We start from the raw sequence: 23610 nt of genomic DNA, 5'->3' as shown, positions 1-23610 counted from the left end.
GCCGCATCCGCCCGTGCTGTCGGTCATCGTGCCGGTCATCGATGAGGCCGGCGCGCTGCCGGGCCTGCTCGCCGATATCGCCGCACAGCGCGGGGTCGCGCTCGAGGTCGTGCTGGTCGACGGCGGCTCGCGGGACGCGAGTCCGGATATCGCCCGCGCGGCCGGCGCCCGGGTGATCGAATCGCGCCCGGGCCGCGGCGCGCAGATGAACGCCGGCGCCGCGGCCGCGCTCGGCGACTGGCTGTGCTTCCTGCACGCCGACAGTCGCCTGACCCATCCGGCCCAGCTGGCGGCCGCCCTCGCACGACTCGAGGCCTGCGACGACCAGCGCGTGGCCGGGCACTTCCGGCTGCGATTCGTGCGCGCGCGGGCCGGTCGCCGCCTGTTCTATGGCTATCTCGAGGCCAAGACGGCAACCGGGCGGCGCTACACCATCAACGGCGATCAGGGGCTGATGCTGCGGCGGGCGTTCTTCGACGCGCTCGGCGGCTTCGACACGCGCCTGCCGTTTCTCGAGGATCAGCGCATGGCCGCCGCGATCCGGGCGCGGGGACGCTGGTGTCTGCTCGAACACCCCCTGGCGACCTCCGCGCGTCGTTTCGAGGTCGAGGGCGCGTTCGCGCGCTATCTGCTCATGGCGTTGATCATGTCCATGCACCTCGCCGATGTGTCGCTCTTTTTCGCACGCGCGCCGCGGGTCTACGCCCGTCAGCCGGAGACGGGCCGGCTGCGGCTCATGCCTTACTTCCGGCTGCTGCGTACGCTGGCCCGGGACTGCGGTCCGCGCGCGACCGGGCGCGTCGCCTGGCGGGTGGCCGGAGTGGCGGTATCGCAGTCGTGGCAACTGTTTTTCGCGCTCGATGTCGGCCTCGAACAGGGCCTGGGGGTGTCGGGGCGGCCGGCCACCCGGCTGCACGATCGCCTGCTGCGGCCGGTGTTCCAAAACCGCGTCGCCCGCGGCCTTGTGCTGGTGCTGGGCGCCGGCCTCGTGTTCGGGCCGCTGCAACTCGGGTGTGCGCTCGCCGAACGCGCGAGACGAAACGAGGCTCGGCCCGAGTAGCCGGTGATTATCACGGATTGGCACCGACGGGACGAGCCGCTTAGACTCCGCGTGATGAAAGATGATGCGAATACGGGCGCGGCCGCCGCGCGACCGCCGGTCGAGGCCTATCAGCGCGCTTTCGAGGCAACGCTGGGGATACCGTTCACCACCGGCAACACGATCGAGCCGCTGATCAACGGCGTTCGCATCTTCCCGGCGATGATCGAAGCGATCGAGGGCGCCCGCGAGTCGATCGACTTCCTCACCTTCATCTACTGGCAGGGCGACGTCGCCGAGCGCTTCGGTCATGCCCTGGCCGAGCGCGCCGCGGCGGGCGTGCGCGTGCGCGTGCTCCTGGACGCCTTCGGCGCGAACAGCATGCCCGGCGACGTACTCGAGCGCATGCAGAACGCCGGTGCCGAGATCGCCTGGTTTCGCCAGCCCATGCGCTGGCGCTTCTGGCAGGCCGACAACCGCACCCATCGCAAGATTCTGCTGATCGACGGCGTGGTGGGCTTCACCGGGGGCGTGGGTATCGCCGCGGAATGGGATGGCGACGCGCGCAAGCCGGACGAATGGCGGGAGACGCATTTCCGCCTGACCGGGCCGGTGCTCGACGGTTTGCGCGGCGCCTTCGTCTCCAACTGGGTGGAAACGCGGCGTCCGGACTTCGAGGAGCGCTGGCGGATCCCGACGCCGAGCGCCGACGGTGACGCCCGCATGCAGGTGCTGCGGACCTCGGCGGCGGTCAACTACAGCGATATCGCCACGCTGTTCCGGCTGCTGATCCGCATGGCGCAGTATCGCCTGCGCGTGACCACGGGCTATTTCGTGCCCGACCCGATCACTGTGGACATGCTCCGCGAGGCGGCCGGTCGCGGTGTCGAGATCGATATCCTCATGCCCGGGCCGCACACCGACTCGCGTGTCGCCAAGATCGCCGGCGAGGATGCCTTCCGGCCCCTGCTGGAGGCCGGCGTCCGGCTCCACCGCTATCAGCCGACCATGTTGCACGCCAAGGTCACGCTGCTCGACGACGTGCTCGCCGTGATCGGCTCGGCCAACTTCAACCACCGTTCTATGGGCAAGGACGACGAGATCGCGGTGACGCTCGTCCACCAGCCGACGGTCGACAAACTGTCCGCGGATTTCGAGCAGGATCGCGAGCGCTGCGAGCTCGTGCGCGAGGGCCAGTGGAAAAAGCGCGGCGTCTGGCAGCGGCTGCTCGAGTACCTCAGCCGGCTGCTGCGCCCTCAGGCCTGAATCGACGACTTACGGCTCGCGCAGAGGCATGCGCGAGGGGGCTTCGTTCACGCTGCGCCGCCGAGGTCGCATCCAAGCCGGGCTCGTATCGGCTGCTTTCCGACGTGGTCAAGGCCTGGCCCGTCGCAGCCGTTCCAGGCGCAGGCGGTGACGGTCATCGAACAGCCGCCGGGCGCCGAGGGTGACCGCCGACAGGGTGCCGAAGCCGGTGCCGGCCGCGATCAGGAACATGATCAGGATCTGATACTTCACCGCCTCCCACGGCGGGCTGCCGGCCAGTATCTGGCCGGTCATCATGCCCGGCAGACTGATGATGCCGGCCGCCGCCATGGCGTTGATCATGGGGATCATGCCGGCGCGCATCGCCTCGCGCCGGATATCGGCGACGGCCTGGCCGGCGGTCGCGCCGAGCGCCAAGCGCGCCTCGATCACCGCGGCCTCGCGCCAGGCGTTCTGGGTCAGCCGGTCCAGGGCCAGCGCGATGCCGGTCATGGTGTTACCGAGCAGCATGCCCAGCAGCGGGATCGCGTACTGCGGCGTGTACCAGGGCTCGACGCGGATCACCACGACCAGCGTCAGCACGGTGGTCACGAAGGCCGACAAGAACATCGAGATCGTGCCCGCGGCGAAGCCGTAACCGCCGGTGAAGCGCCGTGTCTGGCGCGCGGCGGCCTCGCGGCCGGCGAGCAGCAGCATCGTCAGCGCGATCAGCGCGATCCAGACGAACGCACGCTCGGCGAACACGGCCTCGAGAATCAGGCCCACCAGGCACAGCTGTGCCGCGGTGCGGATCGCCGCGACGACCAGCGTTCGGGCCACGCCCAGGCGGAGCATCGCGGTGGTGACGGCGAGCGCGATCACACCGATGGCGGCCAGCGCCAGATCCGCGAACGACAGCGAGATCAGCTGCATGCCGTGACCCGGCCGCGGCCATCCAGCGCGAGCTGGCGATGCGCCACGCGTCGGCGCTGGCCGGGATCGTGGCTGACCCAGACACAGGCGGCGTCACGCTCGGCGCAGTAGTCGGCGACCAGCGCCTCGACTCGGGCAATGTTGTCGGCATCGAGATTGGCCGTCGGCTCGTCAAGCAGCAGCACCTGCGGCTGGCCGTCGAGCAGCCGCAGCAGGGCCAGACGCTGTCGCTGGCCGGAGGACAGCTGTGTCAACGGACGGTCGAGCATCGTGGTCTCGAGATCCAACGCCGCCAGGCGGTCGTGGCCGGCCGGCGCATCGGCCGTACGCAGATGATCGCGCGGGGTGTCCGCCCACCAGGCGGGCTCGGCGGGCAGATAGGCGACGGCGCGCCGCCACGCGGGCGCGGCGAAAACCCCTGCGGGCCGGTCGTCGAGACGGCATTCGCCGCCGTGCGGGTCGAGATCGGCGATGGCCCGCAACAGCCGGGTCTTGCCGGCCCCGGAGGGCCCCGAAAGGGCCAGGCATTCGCCGGGCGCGATCGCGGCGTCGAGCGGGCCGATGCCGCCGATGCTCAGGCCGCGGAGGAGCAGCCGCGGTCGGGTCGAGGCCACCGCCGGGCGGGGGCGGTCAGATGGCGTCGCGGTCGGTCTCGCCGGTGCGGATGCGCACGGCCTGCTCCAGCGTGTGCACGAAGATCTTGCCGTCGCCGATCTGGCCGGTCTTCGCCGATTCCACGATCGCCTCCACGACGGCGTCGACCCGGTCGTCCGGTACCGCGACCTCCAGCTTGACCTTGGGCAGGAAATCGACCGCGTATTCGGCGCCGCGGTAGAGCTCGGTGTGGCCTTTCTGGCGTCCGAATCCCTTGACCTCGGTCATGGTGGTCCCGTGCACGCCGACCTCGGCCAGCGCCTCGCGCACGTCGTCCAGTCGGAACGGCTTGATGACGGCGGTAACCATTTTCATGAGCTGGGCTCCATGGATTGTTGTCGCTCGGAGTCTAACACCCGCAAAGGGTTTCGCCGGCAGCGCCGTCTCGGCGACTCGAGCCGGTCGTCCGACGCGGTGACGTCTAGGTGGCGGCACACGAACGCGCCGGCGCGGCCGCGCATGGGCGTTGTGTTGGGCCCCGTGGAACGGGCTCTTGTGGCCGCCGCGGTGACGGGGTGCGTGGCATGGTCCCGGCGCCGGCGGCGATGCGGTCCGGATGCAGCCGTGTCGGCCCGGCCGAGGTGGCGGATCGTTCGGTCGCGGCGCGACTACGCCGGGCGCGGAACGGGGCGGGCGCGGCCGTGATCGCGGCGGTTGGTGGTGACGTGGCCTCGCTCGGTTCCTGACGCCCGATCAGAATTTCGATCACCGGGGCGGCCTGGCGACCCTCCGTGCCGCGTCATGCCGCCACGCCTGGGCGAGGCCACGGGACTAACGGGCCGCATGGCAACGTGGCCTTTTCATGGGCGGCACAAAAAAAGAGGCCCCGTTGCCGGGGCCTCCGAGTCACGCCGATGGCTCGACGATCAGGCGCCGGAGCGGCGGCTGCCGCCGGAGGTGAACTCCGGATAGGCTTCCATGCCGCACTCGCCGAAGTCCACGCCCTCGACTTCCTCTTCTTCCGAGACGCGGATACCGAACACGGCCTCGAGGATGCCCCAGACGATGAGGCTGGTCACGAACACCCAGACGAAGATGGTCAGCGCGCCGACGATCTGGCCGGTGAACGTGGCACCGGAATTGGTCAGCGGCACTACCAGCAGGCCGAGCAGGCCGCAGACGCCGTGAACCGAGATCGCGCCCACCGGATCGTCGATCTTGATCTTGTCGAAGAACACGATCGAGAAGACCACCAGAATGCCGCCCGCGGCACCGAACAGCGTGGCGATGAGCGGCGTCGGCGTGGAGGGCTCGGCGGTGATCACCACCAGGCCGGCCAGCGCGCCGTTGAGCGCCATGGTCAGGTCGCCCTTGCCGAACATGACGCGGGCCAGCAGCAGGGCGGAGACGAGGCCGCCCGCGGCCGCGGTGTTGGTATTGAGAAACACCATCGCGACCGAGTTGGCACTGGCGATGTCGCCCAGCTTGAGCACCGAGCCGCCGTTGAAGCCGAACCAGCCCATCCAGAGGATCAGCGTGCCGAGCGCGGCGAGCGGCAGATTGGCGCCGGGGATGGCGCCGATGCTGCCATCCGGGCGGAACTTGCCCTTACGCGGGCCGAGCAGCAGGACGCCGGCCAGGGCCGCCGAGGCGCCGGCCATATGCACGATGCCGGAACCGGCGAAGTCGGAGAAGCCGAGATCGCCCAGGGTGTAGAGGCCGAACACGGAATCGCCGTTCCAGGTCCAGGAGCCTTCCATCGGATAGATGAAGCCGGTCATGACCACGGCAAAGCCGAGGAACGCCCACAGCTTCATGCGTTCGGCCACGGCACCGGAGACGACCGACATGGCGGTGGCCACGAACACGACCTGGAAGAAGAAGTCCGACGCGCCGGCATAGACCGAGCCGCCGTCGAAGCCGGCTTCCGCGGAGGCGGCGAGCGCGTCCTCGACCAGCGTCTCGCCGCCGGCGATGCCGTTCAGGAACAGACCGCCGTCATACATGATCATGTAGCCGCAGATCATGTACATGATGCAGGAGATCGAATAGAGCGCGATGTTCTTGGTCAGGATCTCGGTGGTGTTCTTGGCACGCACCAGGCCGCCCTCCAGCATGGAGAAGCCGGCGGCCATCCACATGACCAGTGCCCCGCAGATCAGAAAGTAGAAGGTATCGATTGCGTACTGCAATTCGAAGATGTTGTTTTCCATAGCTTTGGTTATCCCTCGAAAAGTGTCGACCGGAAGCGGGCGATGCGCCTAGAGCGCGTCCTTGCCGGTCTCGCCGGTCCGGATGCGGATGGCCTGTTCCAGGTCGGTGACGAAGATCTTGCCGTCGCCGATCTTGCCGGTGTGGGCCGCCTTGGAGATCGCCTCCACGGCGGCGTCGAGGTTGGGTTCCTCGATGGCCACTTCGATCTTGACCTTGGGCAGGAAGTCGACCACGTACTCCGCACCGCGATAGAGTTCGGTATGGCCCTTCTGCCGCCCGAAGCCCTTCACCTCGGTGACGGTGATGCCCTGCACCCCGACCTCGGACAGCGCCTCGCGGACCTCATCGAGCTTGAACGGCTTGATTACGGCTGCGATTAATTTCATTGACTAGCTCCTGTCATGCGTGATCAGCACCCCGGTGCCTCGCATTCAAGCATTCGGGACGTGCAAGCGAGAGATTGCGCCGGTCCTTAAGCACTCACCGTGCCAAGGCATATAAAACAGAAACTTAGCGTTTCGGCGGCGCGTAGCATGCAGCGCTCGTGAAGCGCGTTCATGGTGCTGCACCAGGACGGTGCAAATGACTTTTGCGTGATCGGCCCGGGGTGGGCATATTGGGTGCCTGAACCCGCGACATCCCGCAGCACATGGTCCGCTCGATCGAAGACATCGCCCAGCGTCTGGCCCAGGCGCTCCCGCCCCAGTTCGGCCCCGTGCGCGACGAGGTGCGCGCCAACTTCCGTGCCGTGCTGCAGAGCCAGCTGTCGCGCCTCGACCTCGTGCCCCGGGAGGAGTTCGAGGCCACGCGCGAGATGCTGGCGCATACCCGGCGCAAGCTGGACGCGCTGGAGCGCGAGGTCGAAGCACTCGAAGCCGAACGCGGTCGCGGCTAGCCGGCGTGGCGCTGGCCACGGTTCACAGCCGCGCGCAGGCGGGTCTGAGCGCGCCGGCGGTCGCCGTCGAGGTGGACCTGGCCGGCGGGCTGCCGGCGCTGGCGATCGTCGGTCTGCCCGAGACCGAAGTCAAGGAAAGCAAGGACCGTGTCCGCGCCGCGATCAGCAACAGCGGCTATCAGTTCCCGACCCGCCGGATCACGGTCAATCTCGCGCCGGCCGATCTGCCCAAGGAGGGCGGGCGGTTCGATCTCGCCATCGCGCTCGGCATCCTGGCGGCCTCGGGTCAGATCCCCGCGGCGGCGCTGCCCGAGCATGAGTTTCTCGGCGAGCTGTCGCTGTCCGGGGCCCTGCGCGGAGTGCGCGGCGCGCTGCCGGCCGCGCTCGCCTGCCAGACCGAAGGCCGTACGCTGGTCGCGCCCGAGATCAACGGCCCCGAGGCGGCCCTGGCCGGGGCCGAGCACGTGCGTGCCGCGGCCCATCTGGCCGACGTGACTGCCAGCCTCGCGGGTACGGAAACGCTCTGGCACCAGCCGGCAGTCCATGTCCCCGCAACGCCGACACCGGTGGCGGATCTGGCGGAGGTGCGCGGCCAGGCCCAGGCCAAGCGTGCCCTGGAGATCGCCGCCGCCGGCGGCCATTCGCTGCTGCTGATCGGCCCGCCCGGCGCCGGCAAGACGATGCTGGCCTCGCGACTGCCCGGTCTGCTGCCGGACATGAGCTCGGAGCTGGCGCTGCAGGTCGCGGCGGTGGCTTCGATCGCCACCGGCGGCTTCGATCCGGACCACTGGGGGCGGCGGCCGTTTCGGGCGCCGCATCACACCGCCTCCGGCGTGGCGCTGGTCGGCGGCGGATCGTCCCCGCGGCCCGGCGAGATCACGCTCGCCCACGGCGGCGTGCTGTTTCTCGACGAGCTGCCCGAGTTCGATCGGCGCGTGCTCGAAGTCCTGCGCGAGCCGCTCGAATCCGGCCATATCGTGATCTCGCGGGCGGCGCGTCAGGCCGAGTTCCCGGCGGCGTTCCAGCTGGTCGCGGCGATGAACCCCTGTCCCTGCGGTTATCTGGGCGATCCGTCCGGTCGCTGTCACTGCACCCCGGAACGCATCGAGCGCTATCGGGGGCGCATCTCCGGGCCGCTGCTGGATCGCATCGACATGCATCTGAACGTGGCGCCGGTCGAACATCGCGTGCTCACGGCCCCGACGTCGCCGGCCGAGCGCAGCGCGGACGTGCGGGCCCGCGTGGTCGCGGCCCGGGCCCGCGCGCAGGCCCGCGGTCATGTCGGCAACGCGGCGCTGTCAGCCGCCGATATCGACGCCCACTGTCCGCTCGAAAACAGTGCACGCACCATTCTGGATCAGTCGGTCACCCGCCTGGGGCTGTCCGCGCGTGCCTATCACCGCATCCTGCGCGTGGCGCGCACGATCGCCGATCTGGCCGATGACCCCACGATCCGACAGGCCCACGTGGCGGAAGCGATCGGTTTTCGTCAACTGGATCGCGGCACCGCCGGCTGACGCGCACCGGCGAGACGCCCGTTGAGTGGCCGCGTCGCCGTCGGCCGTCGTTTGCGCCACGGCCGCGCATGACGTTGGCACGCCTCCTGCATTGAAAGCTCCGCCCCGGAATCGGACGCTTCGGATTCGGGTTTCTCGTGGACCACGGGATTAATTTGCATGGGAGCAAAATTTCGATGAAACAAAAATTTATGATCGGCACGGCCGCCGCACTGATGGCCATGACCAGTGCCAGCGCGCTTGCCGAGGCGAGTGCCAACATCGCCTTCGCCACCGACTACCGGTTCCGCGGCATTTCCCAGACCGACAAGGACTTCGCCATCCAGGGCGGCTTCGACTACGCCTGGGATTCGGGGTTCTACATCGGCACCTGGGCCTCGAACGTGGACAATTTCTCGCCGGCGCCCGACGGGACCGGCGGCGCGCAGGCCGAGCTCGACTTCTACGGCGGCTATGCCGCCGAGCTGACCGACACGCTGTCGTTCGACATCAGCGCGCTGTACTACTACTACCCGGGTGCGAGCACGCAGAACGGTGCCGCGGACATCGACTATGTCGAATACGTGCCGAGCATCACCTACAGCGATGACAATCTCAGCGCCACGCTGAGCCTCGCGTACAGCGACGATTTCTACGCCGAGAGCGGCGATGCGCTCTACTACGGCGCGGACTTCGAGTTCCCGCTGGCGGAGTATCTGACGCTCGGCGCGCACGCGGGCTATCAGACGATCGACGACAACGAACAGTGGGGCACGCCCGACTACGCCGACTGGTCGATCTCGCTGGGCACCTCCATGTTCGGACTCGACTGGTCGGTGGCCTACATCGATACCGATCTGAACGAGAGCGAGTGCTTCGGCGGCTCCGATCTCTGCGATGCGACCGCGGTGGGTACCGTCAGCAAGTCGTTCTAGACCCGATCGCCGGGATCGCGTCAGGCCGGCTCTTCGGGGCCGGCCTTTTCGTGTCCGGCGGTCACGGCGGCGCTTGCCCGACCTGCTAGACTCCGTCGCCCATGGCCCAGCCCAAGCTCAATTCCCGTCAGGACGCCGCCGTGCGCTATCTCGACGGGCCGTTGCTGGTCCTCGCCGGCGCCGGCTCGGGCAAGACGGGTGTGATCACGCGCAAGATCGCGCATCTGATCGAGCGCGGCTACGCCGGCGACCGGATCGCGGCGGTGACCTTCACCAACAAGGCCGCGCGCGAGATGAAGCAGCGTGCGAGCCGGCTCATCGATGCCGAGGCCGCCCGGGGCCTGACGGTGAGCACCTTTCACAGCCTGGGCCTGCAGATGATCCGCGTCGAGCACGTGGCGCTCGGCTTCAAGCCGCGTTTTTCCATCTTCGATGCCGAGGATGCCGACAAGCTGCTGGCCGATCTGGTCGGACGCGACGTCGAGCAGCGCAAGCTGGCGCGCTTCACCATCAGCGGCTGGAAGTCCGCCCTCGTGGACCCGGAGACCGCCGCCGCGCAGGCGAGCGGACCGGAACAGGCGATCGCCCGGGCCTACGGCGAATACCAGCGCCGGCTCAAGGCCTACAACGCCGTCGATTTCGACGATCTGCTGGCGTTGCCGGTCCAGCTGCTGCGCACGGACGACGCCGCCCGGGAACGCTGGCAGAACCGGTTCCGCTACCTGCTGGTCGACGAATATCAGGACACCAACGCCGCGCAGTACGAGCTGCTGCGTCTGCTCACCGGCGTGCGCGCGGCGTTCACGGTCGTCGGCGACGACGATCAGTCGATCTACGCCTGGCGTGGTGCGCGCCCCGGCAACATCGCCGACCTGTCGCGTGACTTCCCGCATCTGAAGGTCATCAAGCTGGAACAGAACTACCGCTCGGTCGGGCACGTGCTGTCCGCGGCCAACCGGTTGATCGAATCCAACCAGCGCGCCTACGAGAAGACGCTCTGGAGCGCTATGGGGCCGGGTGATCGCGTGCGCGTGCTGGCCTGCGCGGACGAGGCCGGGGAGGCCGAGCGCGTGGTCAGCGAGATTTCGTCGCACCGGCTGCGCACCGGCAACCGCTACGGCGACTACGCCGTGCTCTATCGCGGCAACTTCCAGTCGCGCGCCTTCGAGAAAGCGCTGCGCGAGCGCGGCGTGCCGTATCGCGTGTCGGGCGGGCGTTCGTTCTTCGAGCGCAGCGAGATCCGCGACCTCGCCGCCTACCTGAAGCTGCTGGTCAATCCCGATGACGACGCCGCCTTCCTTCGGGTGATCAATCTGCCGCGGCGCGAGATCGGCCCGTCGACGCTGGAAGCGCTCGGCCGCTACGCCGGCGGCCGCCACCTGGGCCTGTTCGATGCCGCCCGGGGCATCGGTCTGGCCGGCGGGGTCGGCGAGCGCTCCGGTCGGCGGCTGGCCGAATTCGTGGACTGGGCGCGGGATCTGGCCATTGCCGGCGAATCCACCCCAGCGAAGACGCTGGTGACGACGCTGATCGCCGATATCGGCTATCGCGACTGGCTGCGCGATACCGCCGCTAACACCCGCGCGGCCCGCAAGCGGCTGGAGAACGTCGACGAGTTCCTCGGCTGGCTCGGCCATCTCGACGCCACCGCCGACGGTGAGGCGCGCGGACTGGACGAGGTCGTCCGGCGGCTGAGCCTCATGGACTTTGCCGCCCAGTCGGAAAAGGACAGCGAGAACCAGGTGCATCTGCTCACCCTGCACGCCGCCAAGGGCCTCGAGTTCGACCACGTCTTTCTCGCCGGCCTCGAGGAGGGCCTGCTGCCGCATCATGCCTGCATGGACGACGAGCGTATCGAAGAGGAGCGGCGCCTGCTCTACGTCGGCATCACCCGCGCACGCCGGACGCTGTCGTTGAGCTACGCGCGCCGGCGCCAGCGCGGCGGCGAGCAGACCGACACCACGCCGAGCCGCTTCCTGGAGGAGTTGCCGCGCGACGAGATCGAATGGCCGACCGAAGGCCGCCGCGGCCGGACGGATCCGGCGCAGGGTCGCAGCCAGGTGGCGGCCCTGCGTGCCATGCTCGGCGACCAGGCCACCGCCGACGCAGCATCGGACGGACCGGACACGGATCGCACCGCAGAGTGAACGACGCCGTACGCGGCGGTTCACGCCACGGGTCGCGGCGCCAACAGCTCAGCCATATCGGAAGCGCCCACTAAAAAGCCGCCCGGCGGGCGGCTTTTAAAGCGGTGTACGAACGTGGTGTCGACCGCCTAGGAGGCGCCGGCCTCGCTGAGGATATAGTCCACGGCCTTGTGCATCTCCTCCTCGCTCAGGCTGGGATCGCCGCCCTTGGCCGGCATACTCTTGTAGCCCTCGATGGCGCGCGTGTAGAGCGTGTCCTTGCCCTGTTCCGACAGGCGCTTCTCCCAGGCGCCGGTGTCGCTGACCTCGGGCGCGCCGGCCACGCCGGAGGTATGACACGCCGTGCATACGTTATTGAAGACTTCCTCGCCCGACATCGGTTCGCCGCCCTCGTCGCCGGAGGCCGCCACCTGGGTCGCGTTCGGATCGGTATTGACGGCATAAACCGGCTGCGTGCGCTCTTTCACGCGCGAGATCTGCTCGGGGCGCATCTCGTCGTTCGCGGTCATGCCGGTGATGATGTTGGCGCCGATGATCGCCAGCACGGTTATGGCAACCAACAGGCCAAGGACGATCATGAAGGTGCGAAAGAAAGTCTTGTCGTGATCGGCAGTCATAGGAAGGCTAGTGTCGGCGTGGTCGGATCGGGATTCGTAAGCAGCCGCGAGTATACCGGATTCCAGCCTGTCGCCGCGCGCCGAACGTCGGCTGCGATGGACGTCGTCCGCCGGTGGGCGTATCCTTGGTCGCGCCAAAGCGGCGCCCGTAGCTCAGCTGGATAGAGTGTCGGCCTCCGAAGCCGAAGGTCGCAGGTTCGAATCCTGCCGGGCGCACCACACAAAAACACCGGCCGCGAGCCGGTTTTTTTGTGTGGTTCATCGATGAGTTTCGAACCTGCGACAAACAAACAAGCGGGTTCGACGGGCTCGCGCAGCGAGTCCGAACCGTCGCGGTAGCGACGGGCCCGAAGGGCGAGGCGCGACAGCGCCGAGTAATCCTGCCGGGCGCACCACACAAAAACACCGGCCGCGAGCTGGTTTTTTTTGTGTGGTTCATCGATACGTTTCGAACCTGCGACAGAGCCCTGAGTTCGGTTCGATGGCTTCGTTCAGCGAAGCCGAACCGTCGCCGCGCCCGGAGCGTGTCGCTGCCGTGCGAGGCGTCTCGGCAGCGTCGGCCAGCCCGTATTCAAGCCTCGGTCCTGGTGGCGACGCTGAACGCACGACACGTGCTCAGCGGCCGTGTGCCGAACGGATCGCGCTCGTGTCATCCCCACAGCGGCCTTGAGCCGATACCTCGCAGGGCGCCATCGATGCCCCGATATCGAATGTCGGGTCTCTGGATTACCTCAGCCGGCGTCCTGCGTGCCGTTCGTCGGGCTGTCTCGGGACAGCCGTCACGCGCCTTCGCGGTCAATCGCCGTCGTCGAACACGGTGATGGCCAGAAAACGCAGCGGCACGGTCACGAGGCGTTCCGGGCCGTGCGGGACGCGGGCGTCGAAGGTGAACGAGTCGCCGGCTTCCAGCGTGTAGACGTGCTTGCCGTGGCGGTATTCGATCTCGCCGGTGAGCATGTGGATGAACTGCATGCCCTCGTGCTGGAAGGTCGGAAAGGCCTCGCTCTCGTCATCCATGGAGATGAGAAACGGTTCGAAGTTGCGCTGGTGGCCGCGGTTGTAGGCGAGCAGGTGGTAGGTGTGGCCCTTGCGGGTGCCGCGACGCACGACCTCCAGCCCGTCTCCCGCCTTGACCAGCTGCGCGCCGCCTTCGGGGGAGTCGTAGTCGCGGAACAGCTGCGAGAAGGTGATGCCGAGCGCTTCGGTCAGGCGGGCGAGCGAGTCGAGACTGGTGGCGACCTGGCCGTTCTCGATCTTGCTGACCATGCCGCGGCTCAGCCCGGCGAGTCCGGCCACGTCGGCGATGGTCAGGTCGCGCTCCACGCGCTGCTGACGCAGGACGGTGCCGATGTAGCGCTCCAGTGCCCGGTCGCGATCGCTGTCGGTGAAGCGGGTGGCCAGTGTGCGCGGCACGTAGTCGCTGTCGGCGCTCGGGTCTTGTTCTGTCACCGGTCAGACAATCCTGTGTGGGGTGGGCCCGCTGCGTCACGGCCAGTGCGACGGGTAAGCGTCGATTGCTGTGCGCGCTGCGACCAGCATAAGGCGTCAACGACGCCGCGGCCATCGGTGGTTGCGTTCCGGTGCACGGCCCTCGTCGCGCTCGGTCTGCTGCGTATCGCGCCTGCGCGCCATGCGATCGACCGCGCTGCCCGGCGGCTGTGCATCGGCGGGGCATTGTTTTCGTGCAGCGGGCAAACCGCTCACACCAGGACACGGCGCCGTGGGGCCAGGCGGTCGTCCGGATGGGCGCTGACGACCGCGGCAGCCGGCCGAAAATCGTCGTGAAGACAGTCGTATGGCGCGTTTTTCAGCCGAGCGGTGATCGATGTCGCTGGGCTGGGATCGTTTGGCAAGGCTCTTGCATTCCCAATGAGAAACAAAGATTCATTCAAGGAAACAAAGGCAGGAGCGTATCCATGGCGATGAAGCACTACCCGAAAGCCGTCGAAGGCGATTTCCCGAGCATGGGGGTCGAAGGCTGCAATGCCTGGCTCGACGACGTGGCGGTGTCGAACGATCCCGACAAGACCATCGTCAGCGGCTTCTTCAAGCTCGAGAAGTCGGACAAGCCGCTGGTCTACGACTACACCTACGACGAGATGAAATGCATCTTCGCCGGCGAATTCAAGATCACCGACGGCGAGGGCAATACCGCGGCCGCCAGCCCCGGCGACGTCTTCTATTTCCCCAAGGGCAGCCAGATCACCTTCGAGACCGAGAGCTACGGCATCGGTTTCTTCTGCGGCCAGCGCCGGGAAGGCGAGGGCTGAGGCGGCCGCGCCGAGCCGTCTGCGTGACGGTTCGGCCGGCGACGTTTGGCTGTTTGCGTAAGGAGGATCGCCGGCATGGGCATCAAGAGCAAACCGGAATATCGCGAGCTCGAATTCGACGGCAACGCCACGCGGCACGTGCTGCTGGCCGAGGGCCCGGGCGGCGACGCGCTGCTCCGCGTGCTCGATCAGGCCGCGCGACACGGTCGTGACGCCGATGCGGCCTGTGGCCCGTTGGACGTGCTGTATCTGCCGAGCGCGGAGGCCGATCTGTCCGCGCGGCTCCGGTCGCATGCATCCGGCGTCGATACGGTCGTCGCCCCGGACCGGCGCGGGCTGGAGTCCGCGTTGCGCCGGGTGCTGACTCAGGCCGTGATGGGCACGCGCCTCTATGTCGCCGGCAGCGAGGCCTTCGTCTGGGCCTGCGTCAACGTGGCACGCGAGACCGGCGTCGACGACGACGAGGTCCAGCGCGAGCGCTGCGGCACGCTGGCGCGCCCGGTGCAGTGTGTGCACTGCAAGGCCGTCGATCCCGCCGTGACCACGAACGTCTACGTCTGCCCGGGTTGCGGCCTGCACGTGTTCGTGCGCGACCACTTCTCGCGCCGGCTGGGCGTCTACCAGTCGGTCTGCGTCGACGCCGAGGCGCCGGGCGAGGTGCCGGCGATCGAGGAGGTCTATCCATGAGTGCAGCCGGGCCTATTCCGGTGCGGGTGGCGGCCATCGAGACGGTCTCGCCCTTCATCAAGACGTTCACGCTCGAGCCGCTGGACGGTGGCCTGCTACCGGCGTTCTCGGGTGGCAGCCACGTGGTTGTGACGATGCAGGGGCGCGACAAGAACCATCGCAACCCGTACTCGTTGATGAGTTCGCCCTACGAGCGGCGCTTCTACCAAATCTCGGTGCGCCGGGAGGACGACGGCCGCGGCGGTTCGAAGTTTCTGCACGGCAACGTGCGCGTGGGCGATGAGCTGGCCGTCTCGCCGCCGGCGAACCTGTTCGCGGTGAACGAGCTCGGGCGCCGGCATATCCTGATCGCCGGCGGCATCGGCATCACGCCGTTTCTCTCCCAGCTCTACGAGCTGCGCGCACAGGGCTCGGACTACGCGCTGCACTACGCTTACCGGCGTGCCGACGACACCGCGTTTCTGGATCGGCTGACCGCGGAACACGGTGAGCGCGCGCATTTCTACGAAAGCTCGCAGGGCCACTACGTCGAACCGGGACGCATCCTCGCCGATCAGCCGCTGGGCACCCACGTCTATGTCTGCGGCCCGGAGGGCCTGATCGACACCGTCGTGACCCGGGCGCGGCGTCTCGGCTGGCCGGAAAGCCATATCCACGCGGAGGAGTTCGCCGCGCCGCCCTCGGGCAAGCCGTTCACGGTCGTGCTCGACAAGAGCGGCGACGAGCTCGAGATCGGGCCCGACGACACCGTGCTCGACGTGCTCGAGGACAACGGCTACGCGCCGGACTGTTCGTGTCGTGGCGGCGTCTGCGGCGAATGCGAGACCGCCGTGATCGCCGGCGAGATCGAGCACCACGACGACTATCTCTCCGAGGAGGTCAAGCGCGAGCACTCGCGGATGATGATCTGCGTCTCGCGGGCGGCCTCCGAGCGCGTGGTGCTCGATCTCTAGCGCGATTCGCGTCCACGCCTTTCCATCCAACGCGAGCCGACTTGCGGGAGTCATGAACATGAGCGAACAAGCCACCGTTGCAGCGCCGAGAGTCAAACCGGTCGAGACCTTCCGGGGCGACTTCACCTACAGCAACAGCCCCGAGGCGATCCGGCGCTTTCCGTTTCCGTTCCACCGCGACGACTACATGTACTCGGTCAATATCGAGCCGCATGACGGCACGCCGCCCGGCAGTGCCTACGCGCCGGCCTTCGATATCGACGAGCACTATCTATCGGAGATGGCCGAGCGGCGCACCGTGCTCGAAGAGGATCCGAAGCGCTGCCAGGTGCTGCCCTACATGATGGAAGCGCAGTGGGACACGCTCGAGCTGATGATGACCTCGCTGGCCGCGGACTATCCCGAGCACTTCAGCCTGACCTGCGACGGTGATACCTGGACCTGGGAGAACCGCCTGCTGGACATCCGCGACACCTTCACCTTCAAGGACGCGGACACGCTGCCGCTGGAACCCTTCGAGTACATCACCCGCCAGGTGCAGGGGGACTTCACCCTGCACGGCCAGCGTAACGACATGCTCTACATGGACGGCGGCATGGTCACTTGCCAGGCCGACTGGTCGCTGGACTTCGATCTGGGCATGAACTTCTACGAATGGCACGGCCCGGTGCCGCGCGCCCACGAGATGGGCGTGTTCGAGCGCGCGCTGAAGTATCTGCTCACGCTCAAGGTGGGCAGTCCCGTGCGGCGGCTGAACTGGACCATGACGGTCAATCCACGCATGGACACCTCGCCGGAGAACTACGACAAGTGGGGCATCGATCGGGCCACGATCACGCCCGACAACGTCGGCGAACTCGCGCATCTGCGCGTCGAGCTGCAGTCGCTCTGGCGGCTGCCGCGCAGCAACGCGATCCTGTTCTCGATCCGCTGTTATCTGATCAGCATGGAAGAGTTGGCGACCGTCCCCAAATGGGCGCGGCGCCTTCACCGCGTGCTGCGCGATCTGCCCGAGGACCTGGCCGACTACAAGGGCTTTATCGGTTTTCGACCGACGGTGCTCGACTATCTCGCCCGGTACGACGACGGCGCCGCGACCTCGCCCGGCGGCGCACCCGACTAGCGTCTCGCCCCTGAATTTCGTCTTCGACCGATCCGAGGAAAGACCATGACCCAACGTGTCGCCATCATCGGCGCCGGCCCCTGCGGCCTGGCGCAGCTCAACGCCTTCGAACAGGCCCGGGAAGCGGGCGCCGACGTCCCGGAGCTCGTCTGTTTCGAGAAGCAGGACGACTGGGGTGGGCTTTGGAACTACAGCTGGCGGACCGGCCTCGACGAGCACGGCGAGCCGGTGCACGGCAGCATGTACCGCTATCTCTGGTCGAACGGGCCGAAGGAGGCGCTGGAGTTCGCCGACTATCCCTTCGAGGAACATTTCGGCGGGCCGATCCCGTCGTTCCCGCCGCGCGAGGTGCTGGCGGACTACATCTTCGGCCGTGCGGAAAAGCGCGATGTGCGTCGCCACATCCGTTTTTCGACTGCCGTGCGCTGGGTCGAACGTAGCGCCGACGGCAAGGGTTTCTCGATTACGGTCGAGGACCTGACCACGCGCGAGAAGACGACCGAGACGTTCGACCACGTCATCGTCGCCATCGGTCATTTCTCGGTGCCCAACGTGCCGGAATTTCCGGGCTTCGACCGGTTTCCGGGCCGTATTCTGCACTCGCACGATTTCCGCGACGCGGTCGAGTTCGAGAACCAGCGCCTGCTCGTGGTGGGCAGCAGCTATTCCGCCGAGGACATCGCCCTGCAGTGTCGCAAGTACGGCTCCGGCCCGGTCACGATCAGCTATCGGACCGCGGCGATGGGCTTCGACTGGCCCGAGGGCATGGAAGAGGTGCCGCTGCTGAAAGGCATGGACGGCAAGACCGCGCACTTCGTCGACGGCAGCACGCGCGAGATCGACGCCATCGTGCTCTGCACCGGCTATCAGCACCAGTTCCCCTTCATGGCGGATACGCTGAAGCTGCGCACCGCCAACCGGCTCTACCCGGCCGATCTCTACAAGGGCGTGTTCTGGCTGGAGGACCCGGACCTCATGTATCTGGGCATGCAGGACCAGTACTACACCTTCACCATGTTCGACACCGAGGCCTGGGTCGCCCGCGACTACGTGCTCGGCCGTCTCGCCCTGCCGGATCGCAGCGAACGCGCGACCGACATCGCGCTCTGGCAGCAGCGCGAGGAACGCCTCGACGGCGCCTTCGACGACATCGATTTCCAGGCCGACCACATCGCGGATCTGGCGTCGATGACCGATTACCCGGCGTTTGATATCGATCTCACCCGCGATATCTTCAAGGCGTGGGAGCACCACAAGGACGCGAACATCCTCACCTACCGCGACCGCGCCGGCTTCACCTCGCCGTGCACCGGCACGGCCTCGCCCGCGCATCACACCGACTGGTGGGTCGCGCTCGACGACTCCATGGCCACCTATGTCGGCGAACGCGCGCCGGCCAGCCGCACGGGCTGACGTGATGCCGCTCGAGCGCGCCACCAGGCGGATTGCGGGCAGGGGAGCGGCATGATCGTCGTACCGAACACCGCGCCGGCGTCACGCGGCGTCCGCCGCCCGGGCGAGCCCGCGCTGGCGCGCGGCAGCGAGCGTTACCCGGTCGATGGCGGCAGCCTGGCCGTGTTTCGGATTCGCGGCGGCGACACCCTGCGTGTGGTCGACGTCGAGGGTGGCCAGGTCGCGGAGGTGGTGGGCTTCGTCGACGGTCGCGGCGACCCGGGCCTGTTCGGCGCGCGCGCCGGACAGCCCGCCCACGGTCTGCAGACGATGCTGGCCGAACCCCGGCGCGGTTCGCGCCTGCGCGAGCGGCTCGCGCCCTACGAACTGGCCGTCGAAGGCGCGCGCGCGATCCCGCTGTTCGCCGAGGGCAGCCGTGCCGGCAGCGTCGCCGAACTGACCGCCAGCGGCGACGGGCTCTGCGTGGTCGCCGCCGCCGGCGAGCCCATGCCGGTCGCCGGCGGCATGCCGCCGACGGATCTCGTCGTCTACGTCGAGCGCGCCGACCCCGCCCGCGCCGAGCGCGAGACGCCGGAACTGCCCGCGCCGCTGGCCGATCCGGATCAGGATTTCCGGGTGGCGCGCGCGACCGCGCAGGCCTATCCGGTGCGCGCGGGGCAGTGGATCCAGATCATCGACGTGGCCGGGCGCCAGTGCACCGACTTCCAGGCGTTTTCCACCGCGCATCTGGATCGCGGCATCGAGCGCTGTCTGGATGTGACCACCACGCGGTCGCTCATGGCGCGCAGCTCGCCGCAGCCGGGGCTGGCGGCGAAATACTACGACGTCGACTTCCAGCCGCTGGTCGAGATCGTGCAGGACACCTGCGCGCGCCACGACGCCTTCGCGCTGGCCTGCAACCCGGCCTACTACGAGGAAGCCGGCTACTTCGGTCACGCCAACTGCTCCGACAACTTCAACGGCCAGCTCGACGCCTACGGCGTCACCGCCCGCCGCGGCTGGATGTCGATGAACTTCTTCTACAACACCGAGTTCGACGATGCGCATCAGCTCATGCTCGACGAGCCCTGGTCCCGGCCCGGCGACTACGTGCTGCTGCGCGCGCTCACCGATCTGGTGTGTGTCTCCTCGGCCTGTCCGGACGACATCGACCCGGCCAACGGCTGGAACCCGACCGATATCCACGTGCGCGTCTACGACGCCGACCTCGAGGCGCGGCGTTCCATCGCCTACCGGCCACGGCCCGACGCGGAGGCCCGGATGACGAAACAGACCGGTTTTCACGGCCAGACCTCGCAGCTCACCCGCGACTACGTCGAGCACGAGGGCTACTGGCTGCCGAACAGCTACCCGCAGCACGGCGCGATCGCCGAATACTGGGCCTGTCGCGAGAAAGCGGCGATCATCGACCTGTCCGCGCTGTGCAAGTTCGAGGTCATGGGCCCGGACGCCGAAGCGCTGCTGCAGCACACGCTCACCCGCAACGTGCGGCGCGTGGGCGTCCGCCAGGTCGCCTATTCGGCGATGTGCTGGCCCGACGGCGGCATGATCGACGACGGCACGCTCTTCCGGTTGGCCGACAACAACTTCCGCTGGATCTGCGGGATCGAATACTGCGGCGAGTGGCTGCGCGAACAGGCCGAGGTCGGCGGCTTCGAGGTGCGCATCAAGAGCTCGCGCGCGCAGCTGCACAACGTCTCGGTGCAGGGGCCGGCCGCGCGCGACATCCTGCGCGAGATCGTCTGGACGCGCCCCGATCAGGCCGACATGGACGAGCTCGGCCTGTTCCGGTTTGCCATCGCCCGGCTCGGCCACGAACGCGGCCGGCCGATGATCGTCTCCCGCACCGGTTATACCGGCGAGCTCGGCTACGAGGTGTTCTGTCATCCCGACGACGCCGACGAGATCTGGCAGGCCATCCGGGCCGCCGGCGCGCCGCACGGGCTGAGACCCATGGGCATGGAAGCACTCGACATGCTGCGTATCGAGGCCGGACTGATCGCCGCGGGCCACGAATTCTGCGACCGGACCGATCCCTACGAGGCCGGCATCGGCTTCGCCGTGGCGCTGAAGAAGAACGCCGAGGACTTCATCGGCCGGGCCGCGCTGGAGGCGCGTCGCGATCGACCGCGGCAGCGGCTGGTCGGCCTCACGCTGGACGGCGAGGAGGCCGCCGCCCACGGCGACGGCGTCTACATCGGCCGCCAGCAGATCGGCGTCGTCACCAGCGGCACGCGCTCGCCGACGCTCGCCCGCAGCATCGCCCTGGCCCGGGTCGCCGCCGAGCACGCCGGGCCCGACACCCGCGTGGAAGTGGGCAAGCTCGACGGCCAGCAGAAACGGTTGACCGCCACCGTGGTGGCGATGCCGCACTACGACCCGGAGCGCAGGCGGCTCAAGGCGTGACGCTCGCGCCGGGCTCGCCGGTGGTCCGCAGCCGTTCGACGAGCAGATCGGCGAGCTGGCGCGCGGCGTAGCCCAGCCGCCCGGGTCGCCGGTGCATGGCGATGTCGACCTCCGGCAGGGGCGGCAGGCCGGTCGCGTCCTCGTCGAGTATCTCCAGGTGGGCGCCGAGCATGCTCGGCGTGGCCACGGTGACCGCCAGCCCGGCGCTCACCGGTGAGTGCAGGGCGGCGAACGCCTGACTGACATAGGCCGGCCGCCAGGCACGGCCGATGGCGTCCAGGCGCCGCGTCGCGGCCTGGCGGAATTCGCAGGTGTTCTCCGGATAGAGCGCCAGCGGCAGCGGCTCCTGTCGATGCGCCGCCGAGCCGGGGGCGCCGACCCATTTGAGCGGTTCGCGGCGCAGACGCGTGCCGCCGGGCGAATGCGCCTGGCGGGTCACGATCGCCAGATCGATCTCGCCCGCGGCGACCGAACGCACGAGGGCGTCGCTGAGCTCCGTGCGGACCTCGGTCTCCACCTGCGGATAGCGTTCGGCGAACACGGTAAGCGTGTCGGGCAGGTAGAACGCAAAGTCGGCCGGCATGCCCAGACGCACGCGGCCGGCGACCTCGCTTTCGGCCACGCGCTGCCGCAGTTCGCTGTTCAGGCGCAGCATTTCCCTGGCATGACCGAGCGCCTGACGGCCCTGGCGGGTCGGTCGCAACACCGAGCCCCGCTCGATCAGCCGCGTGCCTAGCTCCGCCTCCAACCGCTTGATCTGCATGCTGATCGCCGACTGGCTGTAGTTCAGCTGCTCCGCGGCGCGGGTGAAGCTGGCGGTGTCGAGGATGGCGACGAGGCTCTGCAGGGCGCGCAGGTCGAGTACCGGGGGTCTCATGGATTATCACCAGAATTGATGCATATCTCAACAGGATTCATTTTAAACATGCGAAGCGGCGGTTCACATTAGCGGCGAAACGACACACCGAAGCCCGAGCGAGGCCGCCGATGATGGATCGATACACTGCCGCCCTGCGGCGTCCGGAATTACGCGTGACGGCACTGGCGATCTTCGTCGTCGTGCTCTGGGGCATGCTGCCTTGGCTGCGCGCGCTGGCCGGCGAGGTGCCGGCGCTGCAGCTCACGGCCATGGCCATGGGCTGCGCCGCGGTGAGCAGTCGGCTGCTGCCCGGCTCGGATTCGCTCCGCAGCGCCCTGCGAGCGCATCCGCCGCAGGCGTGGCTGGTGATCGTCGGCGGCATGCTGGGGGCGCTGACGCTGTATTTCGCTGCGCTCAGCCTGGCGCCCGCGCCGCAGGTTGTGGTGATCGCCTATACCTGGCCGCTGCTGCTGGCGCTGGCCGGCGATCTCTATCGGCGTCGGCCGCCGTCGTTCGTCTCGATCCTGGCGCTGCTGCTGGGCCTGGCCGGCGTGGCGATTCTGCAGGGTGGGGGCGCGTCGCTGGCCGGCCGGGTCGGGCTCGGCTGTGTCGCTGCCCTGGGGGCCGGTCTGTGCTGGGCGGGCTACTCGCTGTTCGTCCAGGTCTATGCGCGGCCGGTCGGGTCAGCCTATCCGGCCTTCTTCGCCTTGGCCGCGGTCGTCGCGCTGTTGCTGCAGGCGGCGACGCAGGGGCTCGTCTGGCCCCTGTCGCCCGCCGCGCTGGCCGCGGCCGCGGCGCTCGGTGTCGGGCCCTACGGTCTGGCGTTCATGGCGTGGGCGCACGTGCTCCAGCACGGCAACCCGCGGGTGGTGCCGGTGTTGCCGTATGCCGTGCCCGGCGTGGCCGCCGCGATCCTGGTGCTGACCGACCACGTCGAGCCCACCCTGCGGCTGGCGCTGGGCTGCGGCGTGGTCGCCCTGGCCTGTGTCACCGCGATGCGCGGGAACACGGGCCAAAGGGCGCCGCGCCTGCGGCCGCGCTCGTGATCGGCGTCGCCCGGCGGTCGCGGCCGCCGGGCGCGGTCGCTCACAACGGCCGGCTGCGCCCCGGGATCCAGTCCGTGCCTGCCAGCGGCACCCAGGCCATGGCCGCGGATTCGATATCGAGCGCGACCAGATCCTCCGGCTCGAGATTCTGGATATGCGACTTGCCGCAGGCGCGGGCGATGGTCTGGGCTTCGATGGTCATGACCCGCAGGTAGTTCGCCAGGCGGCGGCCGCCGCGTTCCGGATCCAGGCGCTGCGACAGTTCCGGGTCCTGGGTGGAGATGCCGGCCGGGTCGCGGCCCTCGTGGTAGTCGTCGTAGAAACCGGCCGCCGAGCCGATCTCGTGATACTGGCTTTCCCAGCGCGGATGGTTGCAGCCGAGCGCGATCATCGCCGCGGTGCCGATCGATAGCTCGTAGTTCAGCGACAACCCAATGAGCGACCGAAACTGAATGCTCATGGCGTAGTTGTTCGATAGCTGGCGCTCGGAGCGGATCGAATGTAGCACCTGCAGCAGCCCAATCTGGATCAATGGCGCGGGAGCAATGCCGGTGGCACGTGTGCGACTAACTGACCTTCAGCGTGTCGCCTGCCGCGATTTGAATTCCATCAACCAATGGTGGAATTCGGCGAAGCCGAGGACAGGGCGGTACGAAATCGGTTGTATCACGAATACGAAAACAGGACGGTTTTTCGGTGTTCGGGCTTCGCATCGGGTCCTGATCCTACTCATTCAGT

The 23610-nt window shown here is 68.2% G+C and carries 21 protein-coding genes, 1 tRNA gene and 1 pseudogene; 14 read left to right on the top strand and 9 right to left on the bottom strand.

Annotated features, from left to right (window positions below):
• Nucleotides 1–13: 13 nt before the first annotated feature.
• Together SAOR_RS15575 and SAOR_RS15570 are read left to right on the top strand one after the other, a co-directional pair.
• Nucleotides 14–1060 carry a TIGR04283 family arsenosugar biosynthesis glycosyltransferase gene (locus SAOR_RS15575; RefSeq protein ID WP_185015725.1) on the top strand — a complete coding sequence of 349 codons (1047 nt, stop codon included), beginning with the start codon at nt 14–16 and terminating at the stop codon, nt 1058–1060.
• A 54-nt stretch (nt 1061–1114) separates the two neighbouring features.
• Nucleotides 1115–2305, top strand: coding sequence for a phospholipase D-like domain-containing protein (locus SAOR_RS15570; RefSeq protein ID WP_123632232.1), 1191 nt, complete (start codon nt 1115–1117; stop codon nt 2303–2305).
• Between the two features lie 108 nt (nt 2306–2413).
• Here the strand turns inward: SAOR_RS15570 and SAOR_RS15565 are convergent, their stop codons facing one another.
• The 5 genes from SAOR_RS15565 to glnK form a co-directional block, all read right to left on the bottom strand.
• Entirely contained in the window at nt 2414–3217 is an 804-nt protein-coding gene (locus SAOR_RS15565) for an ABC transporter permease (RefSeq protein WP_123632231.1), read from the bottom strand.
• The gene (locus SAOR_RS15560) at nt 3208–3831 is read right to left on the bottom strand and encodes an ABC transporter ATP-binding protein (RefSeq protein ID WP_221180031.1); all 624 of its coding nucleotides are present in this window, start codon (nt 3829–3831) and stop codon (nt 3208–3210) included. The genes SAOR_RS15565 and SAOR_RS15560 overlap by 10 nt, the downstream gene beginning before the upstream one ends.
• A gap of 16 nt (nt 3832–3847) precedes the next feature.
• On the bottom strand, nt 3848–4186 hold the full coding sequence (locus SAOR_RS15555; RefSeq protein WP_123591034.1) for a P-II family nitrogen regulator: 339 nt from the start codon (nt 4184–4186) through the stop codon (nt 3848–3850).
• A gap of 551 nt (nt 4187–4737) precedes the next feature.
• A complete protein-coding gene (locus tag SAOR_RS15550; RefSeq protein ID WP_123632230.1) occupies nt 4738–6024 on the bottom strand; it encodes an ammonium transporter in 1287 nt (428 codons plus the stop codon).
• Between the two features lie 48 nt (nt 6025–6072).
• A complete protein-coding gene (glnK, locus tag SAOR_RS15545) occupies nt 6073–6411 on the bottom strand; it encodes a P-II family nitrogen regulator (RefSeq protein ID WP_123632229.1) in 339 nt (112 codons plus the stop codon).
• A 263-nt stretch (nt 6412–6674) separates the two neighbouring features.
• Between glnK and SAOR_RS15540 the strand changes: the two genes are divergently transcribed.
• From SAOR_RS15540 to SAOR_RS15525, 4 genes are all read left to right on the top strand, one after another.
• Nucleotides 6675–6920, top strand: coding sequence for an accessory factor UbiK family protein (locus SAOR_RS15540; RefSeq protein WP_123591037.1), 246 nt, complete (start codon nt 6675–6677; stop codon nt 6918–6920).
• A gap of 5 nt (nt 6921–6925) precedes the next feature.
• The gene (locus tag SAOR_RS15535; protein WP_123632228.1) at nt 6926–8437 is read left to right on the top strand and encodes a YifB family Mg chelatase-like AAA ATPase; all 1512 of its coding nucleotides are present in this window, start codon (nt 6926–6928) and stop codon (nt 8435–8437) included.
• A 176-nt stretch (nt 8438–8613) separates the two neighbouring features.
• Nucleotides 8614–9351, top strand: coding sequence for a TorF family putative porin (locus tag SAOR_RS15530; RefSeq protein WP_123632227.1), 738 nt, complete (start codon nt 8614–8616; stop codon nt 9349–9351).
• A 101-nt stretch (nt 9352–9452) separates the two neighbouring features.
• The gene (locus tag SAOR_RS15525; RefSeq protein WP_123632226.1) at nt 9453–11498 is read left to right on the top strand and encodes a UvrD-helicase domain-containing protein; all 2046 of its coding nucleotides are present in this window, start codon (nt 9453–9455) and stop codon (nt 11496–11498) included.
• Between the two features lie 128 nt (nt 11499–11626).
• Here SAOR_RS15525 and SAOR_RS15520 read toward each other — a convergent pair whose 3' ends face one another.
• The gene (locus SAOR_RS15520) at nt 11627–12115 is read right to left on the bottom strand and encodes a c-type cytochrome (RefSeq protein WP_123632225.1); all 489 of its coding nucleotides are present in this window, start codon (nt 12113–12115) and stop codon (nt 11627–11629) included.
• A gap of 142 nt (nt 12116–12257) precedes the next feature.
• On the opposite strand from SAOR_RS15520, the gene SAOR_RS15515 reads away from it, so the two are divergent.
• Nucleotides 12258–12334, top strand: a tRNA-Arg gene (locus SAOR_RS15515).
• A gap of 576 nt (nt 12335–12910) precedes the next feature.
• Here the strand turns inward: SAOR_RS15515 and SAOR_RS15510 are convergent.
• Complete coding sequence (locus tag SAOR_RS15510; RefSeq protein ID WP_245965507.1) at nt 12911–13564, bottom strand: helix-turn-helix domain-containing protein; 654 nt, start codon at nt 13562–13564, stop codon at nt 12911–12913.
• 467 nt (nt 13565–14031) lie between these two features.
• Between SAOR_RS15510 and SAOR_RS15505 the strand changes: the two genes are divergently transcribed.
• From SAOR_RS15505 to SAOR_RS15480, 6 genes are all read left to right on the top strand, one after another.
• On the top strand, nt 14032–14385 hold the full coding sequence (locus tag SAOR_RS15505; RefSeq protein ID WP_221180030.1) for a cupin domain-containing protein: 354 nt from the start codon (nt 14032–14034) through the stop codon (nt 14383–14385).
• Nucleotides 14386–14460: 75 nt separating this feature from the next.
• A complete protein-coding gene (locus SAOR_RS15500) occupies nt 14461–15072 on the top strand; it encodes a dimethylamine monooxygenase subunit DmmA family protein (protein ID WP_123632224.1) in 612 nt (203 codons plus the stop codon).
• Nucleotides 15069–16025: a PDR/VanB family oxidoreductase gene (locus tag SAOR_RS15495; protein ID WP_123632223.1), complete on the top strand. Its 957-nt coding sequence runs from the start codon at nt 15069–15071 to the stop codon at nt 16023–16025. The genes SAOR_RS15500 and SAOR_RS15495 overlap by 4 nt, the downstream gene beginning before the upstream one ends.
• Before the next feature lie 58 nt (nt 16026–16083).
• On the top strand, nt 16084–17148 hold the full coding sequence (locus tag SAOR_RS15490; RefSeq protein WP_123632222.1) for a heme-dependent oxidative N-demethylase family protein: 1065 nt from the start codon (nt 16084–16086) through the stop codon (nt 17146–17148).
• Between the two features lie 45 nt (nt 17149–17193).
• Nucleotides 17194–18561 (top strand): NAD(P)-binding domain-containing protein, encoded by a 1368-nt coding sequence (locus tag SAOR_RS15485; protein ID WP_123632221.1) that lies wholly within the window; start codon nt 17194–17196, stop codon nt 18559–18561.
• A gap of 51 nt (nt 18562–18612) precedes the next feature.
• A complete protein-coding gene (locus SAOR_RS15480; RefSeq protein WP_123632220.1) occupies nt 18613–20967 on the top strand; it encodes a trimethylamine N-oxide demethylase in 2355 nt (784 codons plus the stop codon).
• Here the strand turns inward: SAOR_RS15480 and SAOR_RS15475 are convergent.
• Nucleotides 20957–21844: a LysR family transcriptional regulator gene (locus SAOR_RS15475; protein WP_123632219.1), complete on the bottom strand. Its 888-nt coding sequence runs from the start codon at nt 21842–21844 to the stop codon at nt 20957–20959. The genes SAOR_RS15480 and SAOR_RS15475 overlap by 11 nt on opposite strands.
• 155 nt (nt 21845–21999) lie before the next feature.
• Between SAOR_RS15475 and SAOR_RS15470 the strand changes: the two genes are divergently transcribed.
• The gene (locus SAOR_RS15470; RefSeq protein ID WP_185015724.1) at nt 22000–22872 is read left to right on the top strand and encodes a DMT family transporter; all 873 of its coding nucleotides are present in this window, start codon (nt 22000–22002) and stop codon (nt 22870–22872) included.
• A 40-nt stretch (nt 22873–22912) separates the two neighbouring features.
• On the opposite strand, the pseudogene SAOR_RS15465 reads toward SAOR_RS15470, so the two are convergent.
• Nucleotides 22913–23284, bottom strand: a pseudogene (locus SAOR_RS15465) (glutamate synthase-related protein); the annotation flags it as partial.
• Between the last annotated feature and the right edge of the window lie 326 nt (nt 23285–23610).

It is taken from the genome of Salinisphaera orenii subsp. orenii MK-B5 (assembly GCF_003788635.1).
Taxonomy (GTDB): Bacteria; Pseudomonadota; Gammaproteobacteria; order Nevskiales; family Salinisphaeraceae; genus Salinisphaera; species Salinisphaera orenii.
The sequence above is the reverse complement of the archived record's forward strand: the minus strand, read 5'-3'. Positions and strand labels throughout refer to the sequence as shown.